The sequence below is a fragment of the Ruminiclostridium cellobioparum subsp. termitidis CT1112 genome, from assembly GCF_000350485.1.
Lineage (GTDB): Bacteria > Bacillota > Clostridia > Acetivibrionales > DSM-1351 > Ruminiclostridium > Ruminiclostridium termitidis.
Genome location: NZ_AORV01000002.1, coordinates 17,843 through 33,468, shown reverse-complemented (window position 1 = coordinate 33,468; position 15,626 = coordinate 17,843). Strand labels below are relative to the sequence as shown.

Below are 15,626 nucleotides of genomic sequence, written 5' to 3'. Positions count from 1 at the left end.
ATTAAAAAGGACAACTGTATGATAATTATGATAGAAAAAACCTAAAGGGAGTTGAGTTTGTTGAATAAGGAAATTCGTAAATCTATTTTAATATTTCTTGCTGTTTTTGCAGTATTTGTTTTTGCGGTAATCATATCTGAAAGTATCAATAACACAAATATAATCAATACATATCCGGACAAGGTATCTATTGCAGTTCCTGATATAGTGTCGGTTTCAAAGCCTTCACAGGAGGCCTTTGATTTTCAGAAAAGCAAGGTTGCGACCTGGTTGATAAGGCTGTTTTTAGGCTTTGCGGTGCCTGCTTTTTTTCTTTTTTCCAAACTGTCTGCAGGACTCAGGGATTGGGCCTCGTGCAGAACGAAGCGTTGGGTGTCGATGGTAATATTATATTTCATATTGTATTCACTTATAGAAACACTTATATATTTACCTCTGGATGTATATACAGGCTTTTTCAGAATGCACCGGTACGGCCTTTCCAACCAGACATTGACACAATGGGCGGTCGAATTGATAAAAAGCTTTGCAGTAAATACGGTTATAACGGCGGTAGTCATATGGGTGCCTTTTCTTATAATAAGGAAATCTCCAAAACGCTGGTGGTTATATCTTGGTCTGGTTTCAATACCATACCTGATGATTGGTTCCTATGTCCAGCCTGTGGTTATCGACCCTATTTTCAATGAATATAAGCAGGTTGAAGATACGCAGCTTTCAAGTAAAATTGATAATTTGCTTGCAAAAACAGATATAGAAAACTGTCAGGTGCTGCAGGTGGACAAAAGCAAAGAGACCAACCAGATGAATGCCTTTATGACAGGTGTATTCAACACCAAAAGAATCGTGTTATGGGATACCACGATAAATTATTTGAACACTGATGAAATTCTGGGCGTTGTAGCCCATGAGATGGGCCACTATTTGATGGGCCACGTGTGGAAGTCCATTGTTTTCGGAGGCTTTTCAAGCATTCTGGTATTATACCTTGTCTATAGACTCTCAAACAGATTTCTTGCAAAATCAAACGGAAGCTGGGGTTTTGGCAAGCTATCCGACATTGCCGCTTTACCCCTTATTATGCTGATGATAAATGTGATGCTGTTTATCACTTCACCGGTGATAAACGCCTATTCAAGAAATATAGAAACCGAAGCGGATAGGTTTGAAATTGAGCTGACAAAGAATAATTTTGCTACTGCAACCGCAACCGTCAAAATGCATCAGCAGAGCCTGGCAATGCCTGAGCCGGGATATGTATACATGCTGTGGAACTATGACCATCCCACTTACAAATTCAGAGTTGATTTTGCAAACGAGTACAGACCGTGGGAAAACGGAGAACCTCTCAAATATCAGAAGTATATTAAATTTAAATAAATGATTTATATAAATTAACGCGTTGTGCTAATTAATTTAATTTATACTTTACCTGTGTAATTTTTTTATATCACCTGGTAACTTCCGTACTAACTTCATAAAATAAGAACGCACCCAAAACAATTGCGAAATTTGTATCGCCTCATTTAAAGCGGTTTTGCCGTCGCTCAAACTCGACCTCCTGTCTCGATTTGAAGCTCAAAGCAACGTCCTGTTGCTTTGCCGGCAAAACCACTTTACCTTCGTCGACAATTTATCGCAATTGTTTTTAACTGTGCATTTTATTTCATGAAGTTGTACTCGCGTACCAGGTGATTCTGATTAAATCTATCTGTAAAGCAAAAACAAAATTTCAATTAGCACACCAGGTTAAATTAAATATAAAATGAGTATGCAAGTGATAGATAATGGACATATTTTAGTGTAAAAAACGACAACATAAAATGGCATATAACTCAAGGAATATAGTGTACTATATTTTTATACATATATTGTGTGTAATTATAAAAAATACAACAACTTCATATGCGACTACAACTGCTACTCTTTCAAGAGAGGATTCAGGTTCTAGTACAGGAGGTGATGTAGGTGCATCAAGTACAATATATTGGAATGAATACACTATATCATCTGGCGGTCAACAAGTTGCGGCAGTAAAACTAATAAAAGCAATTGGACGGTGGTATATTTATCAAAGCGGTGTAGTACTAAGTAACTTATTGGTACAGGGTTTACAACAAGGTTGGCGCTCTCCAGAGGGATCTGTTGTTGATTCACTTTATCATGTTCCTGCTACATATACTAGTGTTACTCAGACATATACTTTTTCTCCAATAGAAGAGGATGCCTTATGGTGTATGCTAAGTTTTAATATGACTTGTAATTGGCAACGAGGGACAGGAAGTAAATATCCATTTGAATTTATCAATTGCCAGAAATTTGTATAAGCGTCTTAATAATACTGCAAATAGAGTAACAGGATATTATTCTGGAATCTTATACATAATTATATAGTTTCTTAAAGTGAATAGGTGTTTTGTTAATCAGAGGATGACCGTATAATTACACACAATAGTGTTATCAAAACACCTAAGCTTTATTTTAATGTAGATAAAATATGAATAATAGGGGAGGACCATCCTATTTTGGTTAATAGTAAAAAAAGTTATCTATTCATATTGGTAGGGGGAGTTATTATTGTCGCAATATTTGCTTTATATTTATTATCTCATACCAATCAAAATAATAAGAAAAATACATATGAGGGAGAAAGCAATAATTGGTCTGCTTCATATATAGTAGACATAACTGAAAGTACTGGTCGTAAAGATAATAAACTAGAATACTCGAATATTATTAATTCAAATTTACAACTATTCTATAAAAATTACTTAAAAGGTTCTGATGAAATAAATATAATTGAATACAACATGAAAAGTTCGGCCCGTAAATTAAATGGCCAAGTTAATTTTTCTTCTCAGAATAAAGCTGGAAAAGTTGAAATAACCAGCTTTAACAAAAATGTAGCATATGAGAATAAAGATGAAGAAATTGAGTTAATGATAAAATGGAATGGAAAACAAGAGGTAATCAAGTTGAAAAGGAATGTGAACAATTAGATAATATCATAGTGGTATTGGTTAACTGTATTACTTCAGTTAAGTTTAAAAATCTTTGAAAAATTCTTCATTACGATAAGTTTTCTAAATTTATTGTTTTTTTCTTGTTGTTTTTTGAATAAGGTTATATTATGGCATTGACCTTAATTTATAGAAATAAAGTTGTATTGACAGGAAAAATTTTCTTGATTATTATGTGAGAGAATATAATTTTGGAGGGATAAAGTTATGGAGTTACTTAAAGGACTTGGAATTTTGGATACGTCATTTTTAATACCCGTTATAGTTGTGGCTGTGATAATACTGATTATTGCAAAGGTTGCGAAAAGTATACTTAAGCTGGCGGTTCTGGCGGCGGTAATTGCAATCGGGGTAATAATATATATGAACCTGCCAAGCTTTACTGTAAATAACGGAACAGCAACCCTTGATTTATTCGGCAAGCAGCATACTGTCAGTGTGAAGGAGGCCAAAGTTATTACCGAACAAAAGGATGGCAGGACAAAAACCGTTTTAATTTCGGGCAGTACCCGTATAGAATTGCCTTTCAGCAAAAGCTTCGCCGACAGATTTATCACCGAAAAATTGAAGGAAACCAAGTAAATCTTGTATACAATAAACTTTTTTCGTTTTTACAACCCGCATGATCAGACGATTATACGGGTTTGTTAATTATTCCCTGCAAAAATTTCTGGTTTAGGCCACTCTTTTGTGGTATAAATAACACATAACAGTTTTGCTTATACTATTCATACTAATTAACCAAAATAATATTTTTAAACAAAGAGGTGATTTTCATGGAAGCATGGAGAAATTTTAAGAACGGCAACTGGTGTGAAGAAATAGATGTAAGGGATTTTATCATTAACAACTATACACCCTATGAAGGAGATTCATCTTTTCTGGAGGGTCCTACCGGGGATACAACCAGACTGTGGGGGCAGGTCAGTGACTTGCTGACAAAGGAAAGGGAAAGCGGAGGAGTTCTTGATGTTGATACAAAAATAATCTCCACTATGACCTCCCATGATCCGGGATATATAAACAAAGATCTTGAGAAGATAGTCGGCCTGCAGACAGATCAACCGCTAAAGAGAGGCATCATGCCTTTTGGCGGAATCAGAATGGTAATTAAGGGCAGCGAGGCATACGGCAAGAAAATAGATGACAGTGTGGTAAAGACGTTTACTGAATACAGAAAGACTCATAATGACGGCGTTTATGATGCTTATACTCCCGAGATGATGAGAGCTAAAAAGGCAGGTATTATAACAGGACTTCCCGATGCATACGGCAGAGGCAGGATTATAGGTGACTACAGAAGAACTGCACTGTATGGTGTTGACAGGCTGATTGAAGAAAAGGAAAAGCAGTTGAAAAGTCTTGAGCTGGACTATATGGATGGTGAGACAATTCAGGAAAGAGAAGAAACCAGAAGCCAGATCAAAGCACTGGAATATCTTAAACAGATGGCTCAGCAATACGGCTTTGATATTTCGAGACCTGCCGAAAATGCACAGGAAGCTTTCCAATGGCTTTACTTTGCATTCCTTGGAGCAGTAAAGGAACAAAACGGGGCAGCTATGAGCCTGGGCAGAGTGTCAACCTTCCTGGACATTTATATTGAAAGAGATCTGAAGGAGGGAATACTTACAGAGCAAAAAGCCCAGGAGTTAATGGACCATTTTGTTATGAAACTCAGAATGGTACGCTTCCTGAGAACTCCTGAATATGAAAAATTGTTCTCGGGCGATCCCACCTGGGTAACCGAAAGCATCGGAGGAATGGGTCTGGACGGCAGAACCCTTGTAACAAAGAATTCCTTCAGAATGCTCCATACCCTTCACAACCTCGGGCACGCTCCTGAACCAAATATGACGGTTTTATGGTCGGTACATTTACCGGAAGGCTTTAAGAAATTCTGTGCCGACACTTCCATAAAGACGAGCTCCATCCAGTACGAGAGTGATGACATAATGAGATATTACTGGGGTGATGACTATGGCATTGCCTGCTGCGTATCTGCCATGAGAATCGGGAAGCAGATGCAGTTCTTCGGTGCCCGCTGCAATATGGCAAAAGCGCTGCTCTATGCCATAAACGGCGGCCGTGATGAAAAATCAGGCGTACAGGTCGGACCGGCATTGACTCCTGTTGAAACCGAATACCTGGTTTACGATGATGTTATGAAACGTTTCGATGCCGTACTTACGTGGGTGGCTAAGCTATATATCAATACTTTGAACATTATTCACTATATGCACGACAAATACGCATACGAAAGACTTCAGATGGCCCTGCACGATAAGGACATACTCAGGACTATGGCCTGCGGTATTGCCGGATTGTCGGTTGTGGCAGATTCTCTCAGTGCCATAAAGTATGCCAAAGTCAAGGTAATAAGAAACGAAGAAGGGCTTGCTGTTGATTACAACATTGAGGGAGACTACCCAAAATTCGGAAATAATGACGACCGTGTTGACAATATAGCTGTCATGCTGGTTAAGAGGTTCATGGAAAAGCTTGAAAAGCAAAGGACATACAGGCATTCAGTGCCTACCCTTTCCATTCTCACCATTACCTCAAATGTTGTTTACGGTGCCAAAACAGGGAATACTCCTGATGGAAGAAAAGCCGGAGAACCTTTCGGGCCGGGTGCCAACCCAATGCATGGCAGAGATTTGAACGGAGCGCTTGCCGTACTCAAATCCATATCAAAGCTTCCTTACCAGTTTGCTCAGGACGGTATTTCATATACCTTCTCCATTATTCCGAAAGCTTTGGGAAGAGATGAAACATCAAGGATTGACAATTTATCTGCTCTTCTTGATTCATATTTCAAGGAAGGCGGACATCATATCAATATCAATGTTTTTGAAAGAGAAATGCTGCTGGATGCCATGGAACATCCCGAAAAATATCCGCAGCTCACGATCAGGGTATCGGGGTATGCGGTTAACTTTATCAAGCTGACAAGAGAGCAGCAGCTTGATGTTATCAACAGGACTATTCATGAGAATGTTTAACATGTTGGCTTGAATGGTGGAGGAGAGCGGTATGTCTTCACCATTCAAACCCGGTATTCGTAATGGCAAAGGGGGTAATATTATGGAGATAAAAGGAAGGGTCCATTCTTTTGAAACCTTCGGCACAGTTGACGGACCAGGCATCAGGTTTATAGTTTTTCTCAAGGGCTGTCCTTTACGCTGTAAATATTGCCACAACAGAGATGCCTGGAGTTCGGAGGGTGCAAAACTCTATACTGCGGAGGAGATTGTAAGCGAAGTCAAAAAGTACAGGAATTTTATCGATTCTTCAGGAGGCGGGATAACTGTAAGCGGCGGGGAACCGTTGATACAGCCTGAATTTGTCGGGGAATTGTTTAAAAAATGCAGGGAGCAGGGTATTCATACAGCTGTTGACACTTCCGGGTATGTCAATCTGGAGGATGTAAAAGAAGTGCTTGAATACACCGATCTGGTGCTGCTGGATCTGAAGCAGGCAAATGAGGAAAAGCACAGGGAGCTGACAGGAGTTGAAAACGGGAGGATAAGGCAATTTACGCAATACCTGGCCGATATCAACAAGCCTGTGTGGATCAGGTATGTTCTGGTTCCCGGTTATACTGACGCTGAAGAAGACCTTATGGCGGCTTATAATTATCTCAGGAATTTTAAAAATATTGAAAAAATAGAAGTGCTGCCATACCATACCATGGGAAAGGAAAAGTGGGAAAAGCTCTGTCTTGATTACCCGCTGGAAGGGGTTCCCACACCTACAAAGGAAGAGGTGGAGAAGGCGAAAAATATTTTGACCACCGGCAGGAAAGAATAGTTCTTTCTGAAGGCCAGGGCCATTGTCAGCCATATTGATCACTATAAATAAAAATATTAACAAATAGTACTAAAGATTCTGAATTTGGGGCAATATATCTAAAGAATCTAATTAGTACTATTTTTTTAAAAATTTTTATAAATGGTGATATACATATATGAATATATGGATTTTTCTCATTATAATCTTATTGACTGCAATACTGGCGGCATTGATCATATGGATAGACAGACACTCCTCTTTTGAGTTTCAGATAGAGGATGTTGCCCTGTGCAATGATGAGCTTGAAAGACATGCCGAAGCCCTTGCAAAATCCCAAACGACATTGATAAAAAAACGGAGTATAGGCAGGGTCTCAAAACGGATTGAAGCAAAATTCCAAAATATACTGGACACTTATGAAAATCTGAACAGGGATGCTTCCTCTTCATTTCCCATTCCGCCTGCGGCAGAATGGCTGCTGGACAATTTTTATATTATAGAGGAACAGAAGGGCATTATTGTTAAAGAGCTGAATGAAATAAGAAAAGCGGTGCCTGTAATCGCTGAAGGTACTTACAGGGGCTTTCCCAGAATATATTCCATCGCGGTTGAGATTGTTTCCCATGTGGACGGAAATGCAAATGAAAAAACAATCAGAGACTTTATAACGGCATACCAGAGGTATACCTTTCTCTCAATTGAAGAGCTGTGGATGCTTACACTTATGGTGAAAGCCGCATTAATGGAGAAGCTCTGGGTGGTATGCGACAAGATGAACTCCACCCGCAGGGATTGGTACAAGGCCCAGGAGATAGCCGGACTGGTAAAAGAGTTTGAGCATGACTGTGATGCATTTAAAGACCAAATTACAGGACTTGAGGACTTATCTCCTGCCTTTGTGGAATTTCTGATCAAAAAGCTGAGAAAAGAGGGTTCAAAGACCCTTTGGATGATTGACTGCATAGATAGCATACTGGTTCAGAAAAGTGCAAACACCGATAGTTATATTTCTATTGATCACCATAATCAGGCTGTTATCCAGGTCTCTACCGGAAATGTCATCAACAGCCTCCGGTCGCTGGCAGGCTATGACAGTACGGCATTGTTTGAGAGCCTCAGTGAGGTGGAGAGGATTTTAAAGCAAGACCCTTCCGGCATTTACAACAGGATGGATTTTAACTCCAGGAATTACTACAGAAATGTCATAGTAGAGCTTGCTGAAAAATATAAGACCACCGAAATAAATATTGCAAGATTGAGCTGCGGATTTGCGGCCGAGGCCAATAACCCGGGAGATACAGGCATTCCAGACAATCATGTAGGGTATTATTTGATCGGTAAGGGACGAAACAGGCTATACCGTGAATTCAATAAAAAGAGCGGGCAGAAAGACGAATATACACCCTTTGTAAAGAAACATTCCGTTAAGATTTTTATTGCAGCCGTCATTGTGCTGTCTTTAATCTTTGCGGCAATACCTGTGGTTTCCGGTTTAAACCGTGAAGCACGCTATTCTTATTTGTTAGTATTGGTCATAGGCATATTGGGTTTGATTCCCGCAAGTGAAATTGCCACTGCCCTGGTCAACAGCTTTCTCAGCAGAATAATTATTCCTGCGCGGTTTCCGAAGCTGGAGCTCAAGGAAGGGATTCCCGGGGAAATGTCCACAATGGTTATTGTTCCGACCCTGGTTCCAAATGTAAAAAGAACTCTTGATTTGATTAACAATCTGGAGGTATTTTATCTGGCCAATAAAGGAAGCAATATTTATTTTGCCCTGGTTGGGGATTTTAAAGACACAAATGAAGAGACAATGCCTGAGGATGCGGAAATAATCAGCAGTGCAATGGGCAGGATAGAACAGCTTAACAGCAAATACGGCAGTCAGGACAAACCTGTGTTTTATTTCCTGTGCAGAAAAAGGCAGTTCAATGAAAAACAGCAGAAGTGGATGGGCTGGGAGAGAAAAAGGGGAGCCATCGTAGAGTTTAACAGAGTACTGCGGGGAGACAGGAATACCAGTTACGTGTTTACCAGCTGCAAACTTGAAGAAATTCCCCAGGTGAAATATGTCATAACCCTGGATGCCGACACTCAACTGCCTCTGGAGGCTGCGCGACAATTGGTGGGAACAATTGCGCATCCTATGAACAGAGCAGTTTTTGACCCTGAAAAGGGCATAGTAACAGAAGGCTATGGTATTCTCCAGCCGCGAATTGATGTCAATATCGAAAGTGCCGGCTCGTCGGCTTTTACCAGAATATTTGCCGGACAGGGCGGTATTGATCCGTACACCACAACTGTTTCGGATGTATATCAGGATGCCTTCGGAGAAGGTATTTTCACCGGCAAGGGTATATATGATGTGGATATTTTTCAACAGGCACTGGATGGGGTTATTCCCGAGAATACTGTGCTCAGTCACGATCTTTTGGAGGGCAGCTATCTGAGAACAGGACTTGTCACAGATATTGAGCTGATAGACGGTTACCCTGCAAAGTACAATTCCTTCATGATGAGACTCCACCGGTGGACAAGAGGGGATTGGCAGCTGCTGCCCTGGATCTTCGGCAGAAATCAGCTCTCACTGCTTTCAAAATGGAAGATGTTTGATAACCTGAGAAGAAGCCTCGTATATCCTGTAATGGCGGTTATAATACTTTTAAGCCTGCTTGTGCTGCCCAAAAGCACCAGCGGCTGGATCTGGCTAAGCCTATTTTCCTTATGCGCACCAATATTGAGCTATTTTGTATATCTTATTTTTGTGGGTGACTACAGAATTTATGTGGCAAAAAGAAGCGCCACAATAATCACAGGCTTGAATGCAATACTGCTGCAGGTTGGCCTGATGCTGACCTTTGCCCCGTACCAGGCCTTTTTGATGGCCAATGCCATAATTAAAACCCTTGGCAGGGTTCTTGCCACAAAGAAGAACCTTCTGGAATGGGTAACCGCTGCTGATATGGAGCTGGCACTAAAGAATGATCTGCCAAGCTATTACAGAAGGATGTGGTTTGCGCCCATATACGGCGCTGCAGTACTGTTAGCCGTCAGATACATGTACCAGGGATACTTTCCTCTGGCCTTCGCAGCATTTATACTGTGGCTCCTTTCGCCCTGGGCGGCGTTTTATATAAGCAAACCGTCAGGTAAGGAAAGGGAAAGCCTTCCCGAGGAATGTTTGGATCAGCTCAGATTACTGGCAAGAAAAACCTGGTGCTATTTCGATGAGTTTGCCGGTCCTGAGGAAAATTTCCTTCCGGCCGATAATTATCAGGAGGAGCCGTATAAAGGAGCTGCGCACCGTACATCTCCAACAAACATTGGGTTACTGATGGTTTCCCACCTTGCTGCAAGAGATCTGGGATATATTAACTCCATTGACTTGCTGCAGAGGATTGGCAACACTGTTGATACAATTGAAAAAATGCAGAAGTGGAACGGCCATCTCTATAATTGGTATAATACCGTCAATCTTGAGGTGCTGCGCCCAAAATTTATATCTACCGTAGACAGCGGAAATTTTGCCGGATATTTAATGGTACTCGATGAGGGACTGGGGCAGTATGGGCAAAAACCCATATACCAGGCAGTGCACCTGGAGGCTTTCCTTGATTTGCTTGAACTTTGCAACAGTGAAATCGACAGGGATAAACCGTATTTCGAAACAGAAGTCCTGAGAAAATTGGTGTTTGATGAAAATACACCGGATGGATCTCAAACAGAGGAAAGTAAAAGGCTTGAGAGAGGTTTTGGACATTTGACCGAAACGCTTGCAAAATATCTTTCGGAGCTTGATGAGAAAAGCAAGAGAGGATATTGGGTCAGGAAGCTTACTGCGGCTCTTGACGTATACCAGGCTCTGCATCTGGAATTTGGAGAAGAGCTTTTTGATAAATTCAATAATATAGAAGAACTTAAGGTTCAGTGGGAACAATTGAGAAAAAGAATCCGGTCTTTGATTGACGGTATGCATTTTAAAAGCCTGTATGACCCCAGGAGAAATTTATTTGCAATCGGTTTTGATGTTGAGGAGGGTCACCCCAGCAAATCCTACTACGATTTATTTGCATCCGAGGCAAGGCAGACCAGTCTGATTGCAATAGCAAAAGGAGAGGTGGAAAAACAGCATTGGTTCAAGCTGGGAAGGAAATTGACCCGGGTTGACGGAGACAGGGGACTTGTATCCTGGACGGGCACCATGTTCGAGTATCTGATGCCAAGACTGGTTGTAAAGAGCTATCCTAATACACTGATTGAGAAGACCTATCGCTTTGTAGTAAACACCCAGATCAAATACGGACGGAGTAAAAATGTTCCGTGGGGAATTTCGGAATCCTGCTACCATGCGTTTGATATAGCTCTAAACTACCAGTACAGGGCTTTTGGGGTCCCTCATCTGGGACTTAAGCGGGGGCTGATTAATGATCTTGTCATAGCACCCTATGCTACGGTAATGGCAATTGATATAGCACCGAGGCAATGCTGGGAGAATATAGAGCGGCTCAGGGAATTCGGAGCAGAGGGACGGTTTGGACTTTATGAGGCCCTGGATTTTACCGTCTCAAGGCTGGATGAGGGACAAAGATGCGCAATAGTTAAGAGCTACATGGTTCATCATCAGGGAATGAGTATGCTGGCCCTGGTTAATTTCTTCAGGCAGGACATAATGCAGCAGAGGTTTCATGCAAATCCCCAGATAAAAGCGGTGGATTCATTGATTCAGGAGAAATTCCCAGCACATGTGGTAATTTCGAAGGAGCATAGGGAAAAACCCATGTTCACTTACCGGAAACAGGCAAATTCAGAGGAAATTGTAATCCGCAGCTTCACCGGACTTGAGCCTGTACCAAACCTGCATCTTTTGACCAACGGCAGTTATAATGTAATGCTCACAGACAGGGGCAGCGGGTTTGCGAGATGCCACTCCCTTGCGGTATACAGGTGGTCCGGCGACTATATGGCCAGCAGCGGCGCGTTTATTTATCTGAGGAATGTAAATTCCAACGATTTCTGGTCAACAACCTTTAATCCTACCAGCAGTGTACCCGAGATATACAAGGTCATTTTCTCGCCTCATAAGGCGGAGTATATCAGGAGAGAAGGGAACATTGAGACAAATACCGAGGTACTGGTAAGTGCCGAGGACGATACCGAAATCAGAAGGGTAAGCATCCATAACCACAGCGGAGCAAAAAGGACTGTGGAACTGACAAGCTATATGGAGGTAGTACTGACACAGCCTGAATCGGACACTGCTCATCCCGCTTTCAGTAAACTATTCGTCAAGACTGAATATATGAGTGAGTATAAGGGCCTGTTGGCCATGAGAAGAAAGAGGGACGATGTCAAGCAGACCGTTTGGGGTTATCACACAGTATCAACAAATGGTGTTATGGAAGGGAATATAGAGTTTGAGACCGACCGTTCACAGTTTATTGGAAGAAACAGAAGTCTTGCATTTCCAAGGGCTATGGATCCGGATCAGCCTCTTACAAATTCTGTGGGCCCGGTGCTTGACCCGGTCTTCAGCCTTAGAATAAGAGTTCGCATTGATCCCGGTGAATCTGTCGTGGTCAACTTTGCAATGGGTACCTGTGATACCAGACGTGCCGCCCTGGACATGCTTGAGAAGTACAGTGATGTAAGCGCTGCCGACAGAGTGATTGAAATGGCCTGGACACGGAGCGTTGTTGAAGCCGGCTTCATAAATATCAGCGGCAATGATGAACGGGCTTACTTTAAGCTGCTTCCAAAACTTTTATACGGTACCGTCAGGAGAAACCAGGCCCAATATATTATGAGGAATAACCTCAGCCAGTCGGACCTGTGGCCTTTCGGGATTTCGGGGGATCTGCCCATACTGCTTGTGACAGTGCATAACCGGGACAGTTTTGAAGAGATCCGTTGGACCCTGAAATTACATGATTTTATGCGATTAAAGGGTATAAGCTTTGACCTCGTGATCCTTATAACAGATGAAGAGTCGTATATACAGCCGATTTTGGATATGATCAGGGACCTGGCTGTTTCAGGCCGTTCCTGTGATCTGATAGATAAGAGGGGCGGAATATTCATCAGAAATACAAGGCAGATGACTCCCGGACAGAGAAATTTGCTCTTTACCTGTGCAAAGTTAATAATCAATGCCGATGACGGAGTGGCTGATTTTATAGATGAAGCTCTGGATTCGGATGAAATAGTACAGGCAGTGAATGCAAACAGGCGTGGGGAAATCGCGAAGTACGCCGTAAAATCGGCTGAAAGTGAATTTGCCAGAGAAATTGCCCATATAGAAGTCCAGACTGGTGAAATCCAGCCCGAAGAGACCCACACCGGTGAACACGAACTTGCCGGCATAACCGAAAAGTTGAATTTTTTCAATGGAATCGGAGGCTTCACCGAAAATGGTGAGGAATATGTGATTTGCCTCAAGGCAGGAGAGACAACGCCGGCGCCCTGGTCAAACGTCATAGCCAATGACAGCTTCGGCTTTATCTGTACCGAGGCCGGCGGGGGCTATACCTGGAATCGGAACAGCAGCCAGAACAAGCTGACGACCTGGGCAAACGACCCTGTCCTGGACCCGCCTTCAGAAATCATATATCTGCACAAGGACGGGAATGCTGCTGTCTGGAGTTGTACACTGCTGCCCGTTAGGCAAAAGAATCCATATATAATACGTCATGGCTTTGGGTATACGGTCTATTCTCAGAAAAGCCACGGCCTGGAGCAGGAGCTGATACAGTTCACTGCTGCTGAAGCTCCCGTGAAAATAAGCATATTGAAGCTGAAAAATATTTCTGAAGCAGAGGCGGCAGTGGATGCAGCCTATTATTTAAAGCCGGTGCTTGGAACCGAACCTGGACAAACAACTCCTTATATAGTCACCGGATTTAAGGATGAACTGGCCTCGTTATTGATAGATAATGTGTATAGTCCAGACTTTAGCGGTTTAAGTGCTTTTTTGAGCTGCTCCGGGACCCAGATCAGCTACACGGGGCACAGACTGGAATTCATCGGCGAAAAGATGGATTTATCAAACCCGGAAGGAATGAGAACCGATTTAAAGGGTACGGTGGGAGCAGGACTTGATCCCTGCGCTGTTATTAAGACCAGGATTCATGTTATGCCCGGGGAGACCAGGCATATTGTTTTCCTTTTCGGGCAGGACAGACCGGAACAGTTAAAAGGACTGATTGATAATTTCAGATCTGAAAATCAGGCTCTTGCCGAGCTTGACAGGGTTAAGAAGAACTGGACAGGCAGACTAAAGCAGATTCAGGTTGACACTCCCGATAAAACAGTAAATATTATGCTTAACGGCTGGCTACAGTATCAGGTGATCTCCTGCAGGCTATGGGCAAGATCGGGCTACTATCAGGCCGGCGGAGCCTTTGGGTTCAGGGATCAGCTTCAGGATGTAATGGCTGTGGTATACACCATGCCCAATATCACTAAAAATCAGATTTTACTGCATTGCAGGCACCAGTTTATTGAAGGGGATGTGCAGCACTGGTGGCATGAACAAAGGATCAACGGTATCAGGACCAGGTATTCCGATGATTTGCTCTGGCTGCCGTATGTAACCTGTGACTACATCAATGCTACAGGTGATTACTCAATATTAAATATTGCTGAACCATATTTGAGTTCTCCTCTTCTGGGAGAGAATGAGCACGAGAGATATGAAATACCGTCTTTGGCAGGAGAACGCGGAACCGTATACCAGCACTGTATCAAAGCCATTGAAAAGGGACTGGGGTTTGGTCCACATGGTATTCCGCTGATTGGAGGCGGAGACTGGAATGACGGCATGAATTTGGTTGGTGTCAACGGCAGGGGTGAGAGCGTATGGCTTGGATGGTTCCTGTATTGTGTTCTGCAGCGTATGATACCGGTGTGCAAGTATATGGGAGATGAAGGCAGAGCGGAAGAATACCGGGAAAAAGCCGAAAAAATAATTGAAGCACTGGAAAAGGAGGCCTGGGACGGAAGCTGGTACAGGAGGGCTTATTTTGACGACGGTTCACCTCTGGGTTCTATAGGAAACGATGAAGGCAAGATCGACTCCCTTTCACAATCCTGGGCTGCCATATCGGCAGCCGCCAGGGAGAACAGGGTCGAAGAAGCCATGAGCGCCGTGGAGAAGTATTTGATAGACAGGAAGAACGGCCTGATCAAGCTGCTCACTCCGCCTTTTTATGACGGTGAACTGAATCCGGGATATATAAAGGGCTATCTGCCCGGAGTCAGGGAAAACGGAGGCCAGTACACCCATGCTGCCACCTGGGTGATATATGCTTTCTCAAGACTTGGAAACGGAGAACAGGCCTGGGAGTTGTTTGACATGATCAATCCCATCAACCATTCCAGAACCGGTATGGAACGGATGACCTACAAGGTAGAGCCCTATGTCATGGCTGCCGACGTATATGCCGTTTATCCCAATGAGGGGAGGGGCGGCTGGACCTGGTATACCGGTGCCGCAGGCTGGATGTACCGTATTGGGATAGAGCATATTTTAGGAATCAGGAAGCAGGGAAATTATCTGATGATCGATCCGTGCATTCCTAAGAAAATGAACGGATATACTGTCAAATACACTTTTGGTACGGCTGTATACGAAATAACCGTAAAGAACGAAAGTCATCAAAATACAAATGTCAAGAAAATGGTTTCCGACGGATTAACTGTTGAAGGAAACAGGTTTGAACTGATTGACGACGGAAAAGTTCATAAAATAGAAGCTTATTTGTAGAATTTGTAGAAAATGTATTAAAGAAACGGTATGGGAGCCTTAATTATCCC

7 protein-coding genes are annotated in these 15,626 nt (G+C 42.6%); all 7 read left to right on the top strand.

All coding sequences use genetic code 11. From position 1 onward, the window contains the following. Positions 1-60 precede the first annotated feature (60 nt). The gene (locus CTER_RS00205; RefSeq protein WP_004622764.1) at positions 61-1,380 is read left to right on the top strand and encodes a M48 family metallopeptidase; all 1,320 of its coding nucleotides are present in this window, start codon (positions 61-63) and stop codon (positions 1,378-1,380) included. A 467-nt stretch (positions 1,381-1,847) separates the two neighbouring features. Beyond that, positions 1,848-2,327, top strand: a complete 480-nt coding sequence (locus tag CTER_RS00200) for a hypothetical protein (RefSeq protein WP_004622798.1) — start codon at positions 1,848-1,850, stop codon at positions 2,325-2,327. Positions 2,328-2,525: 198 nt separating this feature from the next. Then, positions 2,526-2,999: a hypothetical protein gene (locus CTER_RS00195; RefSeq protein WP_004622761.1), complete on the top strand. Its 474-nt coding sequence runs from the start codon at positions 2,526-2,528 to the stop codon at positions 2,997-2,999. Positions 3,000-3,227: 228 nt separating this feature from the next. Beyond that, complete coding sequence (locus CTER_RS00190) at positions 3,228-3,602, top strand: hypothetical protein (protein WP_004622831.1); 375 nt, start codon at positions 3,228-3,230, stop codon at positions 3,600-3,602. Positions 3,603-3,796: 194 nt separating this feature from the next. After that, on the top strand, positions 3,797-6,025 hold the full coding sequence (gene pflB, locus CTER_RS00185; RefSeq protein WP_004622835.1) for a formate C-acetyltransferase: 2,229 nt from the start codon (positions 3,797-3,799) through the stop codon (positions 6,023-6,025). Between the two features lie 82 nt (positions 6,026-6,107). Next, positions 6,108-6,833 carry a pyruvate formate-lyase-activating protein gene (pflA, locus tag CTER_RS00180; protein WP_004622825.1) on the top strand — a complete coding sequence of 242 codons (726 nt, stop codon included), beginning with the start codon at positions 6,108-6,110 and terminating at the stop codon, positions 6,831-6,833. Positions 6,834-6,990: 157 nt separating this feature from the next. Next, positions 6,991-15,576, top strand: coding sequence for a glycoside hydrolase family 94 protein (locus tag CTER_RS00175; RefSeq protein WP_004622753.1), 8,586 nt, complete (start codon positions 6,991-6,993; stop codon positions 15,574-15,576). Positions 15,577-15,626: the final 50 nt, after the last annotated feature.